The organism is Corynebacterium gottingense (genome assembly GCF_003693265.1).
Classification (GTDB): Bacteria; Actinomycetota; Actinomycetes; order Mycobacteriales; family Mycobacteriaceae; genus Corynebacterium; species Corynebacterium gottingense.
Map to the genome: position 1 here is coordinate 1 of NZ_RDRE01000029.1, position 11,895 is coordinate 11,895.

At 61.3% G+C, this 11,895-nt stretch carries 9 protein-coding genes; 5 read left to right on the plus strand and 4 right to left on the minus strand.

Going from position 1 to position 11,895, the window contains the following annotated elements:
- Positions 1-125: 125 nt before the first annotated feature.
- Entirely contained in the window at positions 126-1,703 is a 1,578-nt protein-coding gene (locus EAW56_RS10290; RefSeq protein WP_167457426.1) for an AAA domain-containing protein, read from the minus strand.
- Positions 1,704-2,205: 502 nt separating this feature from the next.
- Complete coding sequence (locus tag EAW56_RS10295; protein WP_415528571.1) at positions 2,206-3,291, minus strand: alcohol dehydrogenase catalytic domain-containing protein; 1,086 nt, start codon at positions 3,289-3,291, stop codon at positions 2,206-2,208.
- A gap of 123 nt (positions 3,292-3,414) precedes the next feature.
- Here EAW56_RS10295 and EAW56_RS10300 point away from each other — a divergent pair, with 123 nt between their 5' ends.
- Complete coding sequence (locus EAW56_RS10300) at positions 3,415-4,335, plus strand: sugar-binding transcriptional regulator (RefSeq protein WP_122086430.1); 921 nt, start codon at positions 3,415-3,417, stop codon at positions 4,333-4,335.
- On the opposite strand, the gene xylB is transcribed toward EAW56_RS10300, so the two are convergent.
- Both xylB and EAW56_RS10310 read right to left on the minus strand, forming a co-directional pair.
- Positions 4,332-5,732: a xylulokinase gene (gene xylB / locus EAW56_RS10305; RefSeq protein WP_122086432.1), complete on the minus strand. Its 1,401-nt coding sequence runs from the start codon at positions 5,730-5,732 to the stop codon at positions 4,332-4,334. The genes EAW56_RS10300 and xylB overlap by 4 nt on opposite strands.
- An 8-nt stretch (positions 5,733-5,740) precedes the next feature.
- Positions 5,741-6,553 carry a DeoR/GlpR family DNA-binding transcription regulator gene (locus EAW56_RS10310; RefSeq protein WP_095553829.1) on the minus strand — a complete coding sequence of 271 codons (813 nt, stop codon included), beginning with the start codon at positions 6,551-6,553 and terminating at the stop codon, positions 5,741-5,743.
- 232 nt (positions 6,554-6,785) lie between these two features.
- Here EAW56_RS10310 and EAW56_RS10315 point away from each other — a divergent pair, with 232 nt between their 5' ends.
- The 4 genes from EAW56_RS10315 (at position 6,786) to EAW56_RS10330 (ending at position 11,850) form a co-directional block, all read left to right on the plus strand.
- Positions 6,786-8,099: an RbtT/DalT/CsbX family MFS transporter gene (locus tag EAW56_RS10315; RefSeq protein ID WP_369825030.1), complete on the plus strand. Its 1,314-nt coding sequence runs from the start codon at positions 6,786-6,788 to the stop codon at positions 8,097-8,099.
- A 9-nt stretch (positions 8,100-8,108) separates the two neighbouring features.
- A complete protein-coding gene (locus tag EAW56_RS10320) occupies positions 8,109-9,617 on the plus strand; it encodes a mannitol dehydrogenase family protein (protein ID WP_095553827.1) in 1,509 nt (502 codons plus the stop codon).
- 239 nt (positions 9,618-9,856) lie between these two features.
- Positions 9,857-10,711 (plus strand): DNA adenine methylase, encoded by an 855-nt coding sequence (locus EAW56_RS10325; RefSeq protein ID WP_095553826.1) that lies wholly within the window; start codon positions 9,857-9,859, stop codon positions 10,709-10,711.
- A complete protein-coding gene (locus tag EAW56_RS10330) occupies positions 10,708-11,850 on the plus strand; it encodes an AAA family ATPase (RefSeq protein WP_122086434.1) in 1,143 nt (380 codons plus the stop codon). Before EAW56_RS10325 ends, EAW56_RS10330 begins: the two co-directional genes overlap by 4 nt.
- Positions 11,851-11,895: the final 45 nt, after the last annotated feature.

Below are 11,895 nucleotides of genomic sequence, written 5' to 3' on the forward strand. Positions count from 1 at the left end.
GCTATATTGAAGGAGCGAAAGCCACCGGGTGGAAACAAGCCATCAACCAACTAGCCGTGGCTTACCCCGACCGATTCGCGGACTACTTGTAAACCAAGCCCCCGCACACAAACAATCGGACACTCTCAGAGAATCCATTCAAAAGTTGACTGCTCCCGCGACCATTTCTCTATTGCCTCTGACATCCGGAGCTCATAGCTCGGAACATCAAGCGGGGTATTTTCCGCGGCCATAGTTTCAGACCATTCGCGGAGAAGTCGCGTGCGCTTTTCTCTCAGACTATTGAGCTGTTGTTCGAGTGAGGTGATGTCCCTTTGCGATACATACTCGTTGAAGGAGCTTGAGCGGTGGTTTATTGTATCGACCGCAACACGGAGGTCGGCGAGGTCAGATTGATTCGAACTGATGACGGATACTGCGAGCTCTCGGATTTCTTCGGGGAGCTTTCCACGGAGTTCGTACAGCGCGCGATCGGCTTGCGCTGTGACGAGCACCCGGAGACCTTGTGCCAAAAAGTGCGAAAGCATCGCGGCGGCCATATGGGTCTTGCCGGTACCGGGAGGTCCTTGCACGATCGTTTGCGCGTGAGAATCGACCCGCTGCAAGACTTGCTTCTGCTTTTCATTGAGCGGGAGGGGCGTAAAGATCTCGCCATTGGACTCAAAAATGGCGCCAGGAGTGGGGTTGATTCGTACCTGTGATGGCGCGTATGGGTCGACGAGCGGGGCGAGGCCTGCCGGTACTTCTCCGGATTCCTCAATATGCTGCGCGATGCGTGTAAACGCCATAGCGAGGCCGGTTCGCTGCCGTTTGCGCATAATAATGGTCGGTTGCCACGCAATCACCGGAACGTCTTTGGGGAATTGCCGCTGCCAAGTCGAAAGATATGTCGCATCGGTATCCAAACCATTTGCGGTGACGTGTCCAAGCGGAGCGAAGGTTTCCTCATCGAGGATGTCACCCTCAGTTGCCTCGAGCTGTTCCTTTGCGTCCGAAAGGAAGGTGCCATCCTCAAGTTTTTGTGGTGGGACGGCCTCAAATTCCATCCGCAGGTCATCTTCGGAGAGGTCAAGCCGTATATCGCCATTCCGCTTGTCCAGTGAGATGTCCAAGCCAGTTGTAAACAGCGGCCTGTCAATGGAGTTCTTTTCTAACTTCCACGCCAAATTGCCTAGGCCGAGGACAATCTCAAACTCATCGGACTGTTGGTTGGCGCTGGTTTGAATTTCAAAAACCTGTTGGTAGGCCAAACCGTACTTCGTCAGTGTGGACCACGTCCGCCAGTGCTGAATCCACTCGGAAAAGGCACTTTTTACTTCCGCTGAGTGCGGGGAGCCATCTTCAGTGTCGAGAAGTTCTGGTTCGGCGTGGGGATCATCCACCGTTTCGGTGATGGAATGCTCCAGCACTTCGGGGACTTCAGGTGTGGGTTGCGGGCTTGGTCGTTTGAAAATCGCAAGTACGTTGGACCCCGCGTTTTCTCCAATACGGTGAGAGGGGTCCAATTCCATCGCTTCTTGGAGTTGCTGGCAGAGAAAGACCATGTTGGTCTGTTCAGCTAGCGAGCGGATTCTTTCGAGGCGCAGAATGTTTCCGCCGTTTTTGCCGTAACTCGCGGTGGTGAGCACCGGTTTCTCCTTTCGGCGCTCGAGGGCCGAAAGGTAGAGGAAGAGGCGGGAAGCTTTATCTGCGTTGGTTGGCACGTTTGGGTCTCCGTTGCGAGTGGGCAAAGTTTCTCCATGTAGTGAACACATATAATTTACACGTCAAACTCTTTCCCTACACACAAGTGACTTCCAGCTAGGCGCAGAATGAGCATGAAACCACTTCTGGGTACAACTCCCGGATTGGAGAGAATTGAAACATTGGCACTGTGGATTCTCGGTCCGGCTAAAGCAGCATGACGTTGCCGAAGCAGTCCGCATACCTCACTCACGATGGCGCATGCCCCCACTACTGCCTAGAGGTTCGGCCTCCCATCTACGCGCAGGGCTTGAGGGATCTTCCTGCGTGGCATACTGTCGTTCGTGAGTGGATACGAGAAGGCGGTAGTCGCCTTCTGCGTATTCCGGATGGGAAGGGATCACGTCCGAATACCGGCTTCACGCCGAAGCATCGGACGGGGTCCCTTCATTTTCGCTATACCCCTGGGTGTGACAAAGGGCGTGCCAAACAGCGGATCGCCCGGGCTGCGTGATTAAGGCCCTACTGCTGTGGCAGGATGGACACCTTCACCGAAGCACCGGCGGAGTCGCCCACCATGTCCAGCGCCTCCTGGAACTGCTCCAGGCCGAACTGGTCGGTGCAGATGTCGTCGAGCGGCAGCGTGCCAGACTCGATGAGCTTGATCGCAGCGGGCCAGGTGTGCGGGCCGAGGTGCGCGCCGTAGACATCGAGCTCCTTGTCGTCGGAGATGATGGACCAGTCCACCGAGGTCTCAGAGCCGAAGACGGAGTACTCCACAAAGCGGCCCAGCTTGCGCAGCATCTCCAGGCCCTGCACCACACCGGACGGGTGGCCGGTGGCCTCGATGTAGACATCGGCGCCGTAGCCGTCGGTAAGCTCCTTGACCTTCGCAACAGCATCCTCGTTGCGGATGTTGATGGTCAGGTCCGCGCCGCAGCGCTTGGCCAGATCGAGCTTCGCGTCGTCCATGTCCAGCGCGATGATGCGCAGCGGGTTCTTCTGGCGGGCGCCCGCGATGACACCGAGGCCGATCGGGCCGGCACCGGCGATGACCACGGTGTCCTCGAACTGCAGCTGGGCGCGCTCGACGGCGTGCAGGGCGCAGGAGAGCGGCTCCGCAAACGCCGCGTGGTGCGGCGGGATCTCGCTGGAGATCTTGTGCACCAGGCCGCGGGTGGGGATGAGCATGTACTCGGCCATGCCGCCGTCAAAGTTGCGGAAGCCGAAGATGTCGTGGGGGCCACACATCCAGTACTCGCCGCGCTGGCAGTAGCGGCACTCGCCGCAGGGCACGATCTGCTCGACTACGATGCGGTCACCCACCGCAACGCCGTGGTAGTTCAGGCCGGCCTCGGAGCCCTCGACGACGGTGCCCGTGATCTCGTGGCCAGGCACGACGTTCTCCTGTGCCCACTGCTCGCGGCCGTCGCCGCCCCAGAACTTGGCGGCGCCGTGGTAGCACTTCAGGTCCGATGCGCACACGCCGACGGCCTCCACGCGGATGAGAATGTCGTCCTCGCCCAGGGTGGGCACGGGGCGCGTTTCAAACCGGTAGTCCTCCGCGCCGTGGCAGATCACAGCGCGCATTTCAGTAGGCAGGGCCATGGTGATTCCTCGCATTCGAGTCCTGTGAGTGTTATAGGGCACACGCTATGGCCCATATGCACGTATGTCAAGAACCGATGTGCACCGCTTCCCCCGGGTTGGTGGGCCTCTAAAATCCCACTCATGGATGACGTCGACGAGACCAAACTGTACGAAGCCGCGCGGCTCTACTACGAGGCCGGCCTGGGCCAATCCGAGGTGGCCGCGGCACTCGGCGTGTCCCGGCCGACCGTCTCGCGTCTCCTCGCCCGCGCCCGCGAGGCAGGGATCGTGCAGATCCGGGTAGTCCGCCCCGACTCCCCCGGCATGTCCCCGCAGGCGCGCGAGCTTGCCGATGCCCTCGGCCTCCGCGGCGCGTACCTGGCACCGGGGACGCAGTCTCCCCGCTTTGACTACGGGATGGAGCCCGCCGTCCAGGCCGCGATCACGGACATGGGCCTGCGCGCGGGCGACGCGGTCGTTGTCGCCTCCGGCATGGCCACGGCCGGGATTGCCAACATGCGGTGCAGCGGACTGGGCTACACCCGTCTCGTGCCGGCGGTGGGCGGCGCCCAGGAGCCGGAGGTCTGGTTCCAAACCAATGAGACGGTGCGCAGATTAGCTGCGAACTCCAACGCTGAGTACACCCCGCTGTTTGCCGAGGCCATCCCCTCCTCGCCGGTGTACGAGGCGCTGCAGCAGGACGACTCCTTCCGCAACGTGCTCGCGCAGTGGCGGGACGCGCGCGGGGCGATCGTGGGCGTCGGGTCGCGCACAACGGGGCGGGTCTCCATCTCCAAGGCGATCCCACAGGACGCGCTGCCGTCAGCGGTGGGTGACGTCTGCCTGCACTTCTTCGATGAAACCGGCGCTGCGCTGCGCTTTCCCAACTCGGAGCGCACGGTCCACATCAGCCGGGAACACCTCATGCGCATCCCGGAAAAGCTGGGGTGCGCGGTGGGACCGGAGAAGGTGGAGAGCATCATCGTCGCCGCCCGGGCAGGCTTTTTCAACCGGCTGGTCACGGACGTCGCTACCGCCGACCTCATTCTCCGGCGCCTCTAGGACTCCCGGCCAAACTCGTCAAAGTGCTCGGTTGCGTCGCGAAGCGCTTCGTACTGCGCAACGGCCTGCTCGGAGTAGGTCCCCTCGTAGGTCTGCGCGTCGTGCACGCCCCACCGCGGAGGCTCCGCCTCGCCCGAGAGCGCCCACGCCGCCTGGCGGGCCGCGCCGAGCGCGACGAACTCGGATGCCTTGGGCACCACCACCGGGGCACCGAAGATGGTCGGGGCGATCTTTTGCACCGCCTCGCTCTTCGCGCCGCCGCCGATGAGCAGGACGCGCTCCGTGGTCACGCCGGTGGCGCGCTGCAGCGCCTCGATCGCGTCGCGCATGGAGCACAGGAGGCCTTCCACCACGGCGCGCGCGATGTCCACGCGGCTGGTGGTCGTGGTGATGCCGTAGAACTGGCCCTTCGCGGTGGGCCGGTTCGGGGTGCGCTCGCCGTCCAGGTACGGCAGGAGCGTTACGCCGTGCGCGCCGGGCGTGCCCGCCAGCGCCAGCTCCGCCAGCTGCTGGTGGTCCACGCCCAGCATGGTCGCGGCGAAGTCCAGCACCTTCGCGCCGTTGAGCGTGCAGGCCAGCGGCAGGTAGTTGCCGGTGGCGTCGCAAAAGCCCGTCACGCCGCCGGTCTTGTCGTGCACGCTCTTCGTGGAGACCGCGCTGGCCACCCCGGAGGTGCCGATGGACACGCACACGTCGCCGGGCTCCAGGCTCATCCCCAGCGCGGCGGCCATGTTGTCGCCGGTGCCGGCCGCGACCTTGGCGCCGCTCGCGGTGGTGCCCACGATCTCGCTCGGCTCCGCAATCCGCGGCAGCGCCACCGGGGAGCCGAGGTACCGCTCCGCCAGCTCGGGGAGGAAGACGCGGTCGCGGGTGGAGTAGTAGCCGGTGCCGGAGGCGTCGCCGTGGTCCGTCGTCAAGCACTCGCGCCCGCCCAAATGCCAGGTGAGGTAGTCGTGCGGCAGGCAGACCGAGGCCGTGCGCTGGGCGTTGTCCGGCTCGTGGTCGCGCATCCAGCGCAGCTTCGTGCCGGTGAAGGATGCGACCAGCACGCTGCCCACCTTCTCGGCGGAGGCCCGGGGTCCGCCGAGCTCGTCGATAAGCGTGCGTGCCTGCGGCGCCGACGAGGTGTCGTTCCACAACATGGCCTTGCGCACCACCTGGTTGTCGCGGTCGAGCGCGACCATGCCGTGCTGCTGGCCGCCCACGGCCACGGCGTCGGCGCGCTCGAGCAGGCCCGCGGTGGCCTCGCGCATCGCGTCCAGCCAGGCGGTCGGATCCACCTGCGTGCCCGTGGGGTGGGCGGCGCGGCGCTGGTCGATGACCTCGCCCGAGGCGGCATCCACAAGCAGCGCCTTCGTCGACTGGGTGGACGAATCAATTCCGAGTACAAATGACATAGTGGCTCCTAGCTTGCGGTTGTGGTGGCGCGCGCGGGCTCGTCGGTGCGCACGACGTGGATCGTGGCGCCGGACTCCTCCAGGACGCGGTTGTGTTGGTCGGTGGTGTGTTGGTCAATGACGATGTCGTCGAAGGCAGAGAGCTTTGCGACGAAGTGCATCCCCTCCACCGCGAACTTGGAAGAATCCACCACGAGGACCTTGCGCTGGCCCAACCCGATGAGCGCCGTCTTGGTCACCGCGGCGTCCTCGTCCGGGTGGCAGAGCGCGTCGCCGTTGATGGCGGTGGTGGAGACAAAGGACATCGACGCGGTCAGCGTGTCCATCGCCCGGCACGTGGAGGCGCCGAGGAAGGAGTCGGTGGCGGCGACGTAGCGCCCGCCCAGCCCGGTGAGCACCAGGCCCTCCTGCGGGCGGGCGGTGGTGGCGATGTGGCTGAGCACCGACAACGAGTGGGTGATCAGGCCGGCCGGGTGGGCGTCCAGCGCCGCGTCGACCATCGCGCCGACGGTGGTCGAGTCGTCGAGGGCGATGACCATGCCGGGCTCAATGAGCGCCGCGGCCCGGGTGGCCAGCGCCTGCTTGACCTGCGTGTTGGTGGCGCGGCGGATGGCCACGTCGCGTTCGCGGAACTCGCCGTGTTTCAGGCGCGCGCCGCCGCGGAAGAGCTCCACCTTGCCCACCGAGGCCAGGGCCCGGAGGTCGCGGTGGACCGTCATCGAGCTCACGCCCAGCGTGTCGGCGAGGTCAACCGTCTTTGTGTCGCCCCGCAGGCGGAGCTCGTCCATTAGCGCCGCCTGGCGGAGTGTTTGTTGGCTCATGTGCGTACTTTCGTCCTGGGGTGGGTCCGCAGCTGCCACAAAATCTAACATTGGCGTGTTACGCAATGTTGCTTTCGGTGTGGCAATACCCCTGTGCGGGGGCGGATATTTACAAAATATTTCACAGGATGTTGCATTAAATGTGAAAGCGGTGCTACCTGTTGATCTAGGTCACACACATCCGCAGTCATGTGATCTACACCATTCACATTCTTACTGCAGGCTGGAGCAAATCTTGCAAACACAAGCAACACGGCCCAAAGACTGGGCCGATCGGCTTGGCTTCCCCCGACCGCTGCTGTGGGGCTTTGTTGGCCTCACCATCTTCATGATCGGCGACGGGGTAGAAACCAACATCCTGGAACCGTTCCTCTCCGGCGAGCACGGCTTCAACGTCTCCCTCGTGGGCACCCTGGTCACCGTGTACGGCGTGAGCGTGGCCATCGCCGCGTTCTCCGCCGCCGCCCTGTCGGACCTGTGGGGGCCGCGCAAGGTGATGATCATCGGCGCCGCCATCTGGGTAGTGCTGGAGGTGCTACTGCTTACCGTCGCACTGCCGATGAACAGCAAGTTCCTCATCTTCGCGCTGTATGGACTGCGCGGGTTCGGCTACCCGCTCTTCGCCTACGCCTTCCTGGTGTGGATCACCGCCGTCTCCGCGCCGGAGCACCGCGGCGCGGGCACCGGCTGGTTCTACGTCGGCTTCTCCGCGGGCCTGCCCACGCTGGGCGCGCTCGTGGCCACCGTCTCCATCGGCGTCTTCCACCTCTCCTTCTATCAGACGCTGTGGATTTCGCTGGCTCTCGTCGTTATTGGCGCGCTCATCGCGCTGCTGGGCGTGAAGGAAGCGCGCGGCCGCAAGCCGCTGGTGGAGAACCCGGACGACATCCGCGACACGCTTGGCGAGTCCTTCCGTCTCCTCGCCCGCGACAAGCGCGCCATCTACGTCGCCGTCATCCGCACCATCAACTCCATCCCCACCTACGCCATGGCGGTGTTCTTCCCGGCGTACTTCTCCGAGCGGCTGGACTGGCCGCTTGAGTGGTTCCTCATCATGACCACGGTGATCTACCTGGTCAACCTGCCGTTCAACCCGCTGTTTGGCATCGTCGGCGACAAGATCGGCTGGTCCAAGACCGTCGTCTGGGCCGGCGCCATCTCCTGCTGCATCGCGCTCGCGCTGGTGTACTTCGTCCCGATGCTCTCCGTGGACGCGGGCCTGCCCGACGGCGTCGGCTTCGCCCTCTCGCTGGTCGCGGCCTGCCTCCTCGGCGTGGCCCTGGCCGGGTTCGTCCCGCTCTCCCCCATCGCCGTCTCGCTCAACCCGGAGCGCCCCGGCGCCGCCATGGCCGCCTACAACTTGGGCGTCGGCGGGGCGGTCGCGGCCGGCCCGCTGCTGGTGGCCGTGTTCTACCCGCTCGTGGGCGCCACCGGCCTGATCCTCATCTTCTGCGCCCTGTTCCTCCTCGCCGCCTGGATGGGCACCCAGCTCAAGGGCACGCAGCCCGGTTTCGACGGCGTCCCCCACACCACCTCACTTGCTTAAGGAAGCACCATGACCATCCACCTCTCCAACGACACCCTGCAGCAGATCGCTGAAAGCACCGACGTCGCCGTCCCCACCTACGACCGCTCCGCCGTCACCCCCGGCATCGTCCACTTCGGCGTCGGCGGCTTCCACCGCGCCCACCAGGCTCTCTACCTGGACAAGCTCCTCTCCCAGGGCCTGAACACCGACTGGGGCATCGTCGGCATGGGCGTCATGCCTGGCGATTCCCGCATGCGCGACGCCCTGAAGTCCCAGGACTGCCTCTACACCGTCACCGAGAAGGCGCCGGACGGCTCGGAGCACGCGCGCGTGGTCGGCTCCATCATTGATTACGTCTTTGCGCCGGACGACCCGCAGGTGGCCGTCGATAAGCTTGCGGATGAGCAGATCAAGATCGTCTCGCTCACGGTCACCGAGGGCGGCTACAACTTCGACCACGTCCGCGGCGAGTTTGACCTGCACAACCCGCACATCGCGGCCGACATCGAGGCGCTGCAGGCAGGCGACTTCGCCTCCCTGACCACCTTCTACGGCCTGATCACCGCGGCGATACTCACCCGCAAGGAGCGCGGCACCCGCCCGTTCACCATCATGTCCTGCGACAACATCCAGGGCAACGGCCACATGGCGCAGCGCATGTTCCACGCCTTCGCCACCGCCGTCTCCCCGGGGCTCGCCGAGTGGATCGAGGACAACGTGACCTTCCCCAACTCCATGGTGGACCGCATCACCCCGGAGACGACGGACGGCGACCGCGCCGACATCACCCAGAAGTTCAGCTACGTCGACGAGTGGCCCGTGGTGTGCGAGGACTTTACCCAGTGGGTGCTGGAGGACAATTTCGTCGCCGGCCGCCCCGACTACGGCAAGGTGGGCGTTGAGCTTGTCCAAGATGTCGTGCCCTACGAGCTGATGAAGCTCCGCCTCCTCAACGCCTCCCACCAGGGCCTGTGCTACTTCGGCCACCTCGCCGGCCACGAGTTTGTCCACGATGTGATGGCGGACAAGCGCTTCCGCGACTTCCTGCTTGCCTACATGGAGCGCGAGGGCACCCCGTCGCTGCGGCCGCTGCCGGGCGTGGACCTGGACGCCTACCGCCACCAGCTCATCGCCCGCTTCGGCAACGCCGCGGTGAAGGACACCGTCGCGCGCCTGTGCGCGGAGTCCTCGGACCGTATCCCGAAGTGGCTGCTCCCGGTCGTGCGCGAGAACCTGGAATCCGGCGCGGCTCCCGTGACGCTGTCGGCCGCGATCGTTGCGTCCTGGGCCCGCTACGCCGAGGGTGTGGACGAGCAGGGCAACCCGATCAAGGTGGTCGACCGCATGGCGGATCGCCTGCAGGAAACCGCGCAGGGCACCCGCGAGGATGTCCTCGCCTTCCTGCGCGACCGCGAGGTCTTCGGCGACCTTGTCGACGACGAGCGTTTCACCGAGCCCTACGCCCGCGTGTTGAAGTCGCTCCACGAGGTTGGCGCTGAGGCGACGCTGGATGCGTTGCTGGCTGAGTTGGATTAGGCAGGGAATTTTGGGGGTTGGGGCCCTTGGGGCTTCGGGCCTTTGGGGCCTTGGGGAGTGACAGATTTCCCCGGGCCCTCGCTTGAGCCCTGGGAACCCCCAGGTGGGAGGGTCTAGTAGTTCCCTGTTGTCTGCAAGAATCGAAGCGTTGTCCAAGAATCTAGCGTAAGATGTAGCCATTAATCTAGTTGGAATTTGAAGTTGACGCCTGCATTTTGAGGACATGAGGTGGTTTAAGAGTGCCGATTACACACACACCACTGCGCTATCCGGGTGGAAAATCGCAGGTATATGAACAGATCGCTTCGATTCTCCGCGTTAACGAAATGTCGGATCGGACATATGTAGAGCCTTTCGCTGGTGGTGCGGGATTGGCACTCAAGTTTCTCTTCGAAGGAGATGTGCCTTCGATTATTTTGAATGATGTTGATCCCGCCATTGCGAATTTTTGGCGAACGGTACTTGCAGAGCCTGGTTACCTTTGTGATCGCCTATTTGATACGCCCGTCGACATGGAATCATGGGTTATGCAACGTGCTATCTATGAAGACGAGTCTAAGCAATGGACTCCAGAGCATGCGTTCGCAACCTTATTCCTTAACCGTACAAACCGCGCAGGAATTTTGCGTGGCGGGCCAGTTGGGGGGAAGTCGCAAAGTGGTGTGACGAAACTTGATGCGCGTCTGACGCCCACAACAATTGACAATCTGTGTAAAAAAATCGAAAAAATCTATCAACATCGTGAGCAAATCCAGGTATTTTCTGATGATGCCGGCATCTTGCTGGAGAAATTAAGGTTGGTATCGGATCAGCATTTTGTTTACGCTGACCCTCCGTACATTGGCAAAGGCTCCGCCCTTTACCACAATAGTTTCTCCCAAAAAGACCATTGTGTCTTTAGCAGGCAGATTGTAGACAGCGGATGCGCGTTTATCGTCTCTTACGACGAACACCCATTGGCCCGAGAAATCTATCGTGAATTGCGCATGCGCTACCTGACACTTCGCTACTCCTTGAACAGTAGGCAAAGCAAGAGGGAGTACCTCTTTTTTTCAAAAGATTTAAGAATTCCATCGGAATTGGAGAAAGCATGACTGAGACCTCGAATAGTGAAAACGCTAGTTCTGAACAAGCAACTCCAAATTCTAAAGAACCCTGGTCCGGACACGTTGAGTCAATAAAAATAGTTTCATACAGAAGCTTCACGGACATCGAGATCCCTTTTTCTCCCGGACTAAACATCATTAGTGGAGCTAACGGCATCGGGAAAAGCAGCATTTTATATTTGCTTAGCAATGCTTTTCAACGGCCAGTGGGTAGTCTGCCCTGGATGGAGGAGGTAGCACGGAATAAGCTATTGTCGGGATTCTCGAAAGTACTTAATCTTAAAGTCGAACAACTGATCCGAGACTCAAAATATAGCGACCCCTCGCTAGGTACTGTCGGCACGCTTTTTACTGTCCGTTATGAAGGCGGAAGGAGTTTGGATTTCAGAAGGCACAACTCCAAACAGGACGCGCGACATCGCCTTATTCCCTACTACAGTCAATCTAAGCCGTGGGGCCTTCCGTCGGTGCCTGCGATCTACTTAGGGCTTTCGAGGCTGTCAGCGCCAGGGGAAATTGATGATCAAATTAGGTTCAAGAAACGGCATGTTCTATCTGACGAGTCGATGGAAGAACTTAAGAAAGCGTACAGCCGTATTGCGAGACTAAAATTGCTGCAAACTGAGACGGGTTCGTGGGATGGGGGAAAGCTAGCAGGTAGTTTTGACACCACGACGGATGGTGTTGATTCAAACACAGTTTCAGCAGGCCAAGATAATGTATTCGTAATACTATATGCGTTTCAAGCTCTGAAAGAGTACGCGACGAAAACCGAGAAAAGTCCATCAGTTCTGTTAATTGATGAATTTGACGCAACATTGCATCCGGCGATGCAAATAGATCTCATGAGCAAGCTTCGTAAAGAGTCCAAAGATTGGAATATCAGAGTCTTCTTTACGTCACACAGCTTTAACGTGTTAGAGGAAGGCTTGCGTCATAAAGATAATATTCTGTACTTTAGGTCGCTTGCGAATGGAAGCGCAGAGTTGGAACAAGAGCCGTCGATGGCTAGTTTTAGAATGGATTTAAGTACTTTAACTAGAGATGTTATGTCCATAGAGTTTTTGGACAAGGAGTCCAATGACTTTTTGGACACGGAATCTATGGAGTTCTTGGACAGTTTCTAGCGGGTCATTCTGGTGGCCTGCGCTTCGGTCGGGGTTTGGACAGTT

What these genes read in the sequence shown, in the direction of transcription:
- EAW56_RS10295 (WP_415528571.1), bottom strand. Translation starts at nt 3,291, where the DNA reads ATGGCCCTGCCTACTGAAATGCGCGCTGTGATCTGCCACGGCGCGGAG.
- EAW56_RS10300 (WP_122086430.1), top strand. Translation starts at nt 3,415, where the DNA reads ATGGATGACGTCGACGAGACCAAACTGTACGAAGCCGCGCGGCTCTAC.
- xylB (WP_122086432.1), bottom strand. Translation starts at nt 5,732, where the DNA reads ATGTCATTTGTACTCGGAATTGATTCGTCCACCCAGTCGACGAAGGCG.
- EAW56_RS10310 (WP_095553829.1), bottom strand. Translation starts at nt 6,553, where the DNA reads ATGAGCCAACAAACACTCCGCCAGGCGGCGCTAATGGACGAGCTCCGC.
- EAW56_RS10320 (WP_095553827.1), top strand. Translation starts at nt 8,109, where the DNA reads ATGACCATCCACCTCTCCAACGACACCCTGCAGCAGATCGCTGAAAGC.
- EAW56_RS10330 (WP_122086434.1), top strand. Translation starts at nt 10,708, where the DNA reads ATGACTGAGACCTCGAATAGTGAAAACGCTAGTTCTGAACAAGCAACT.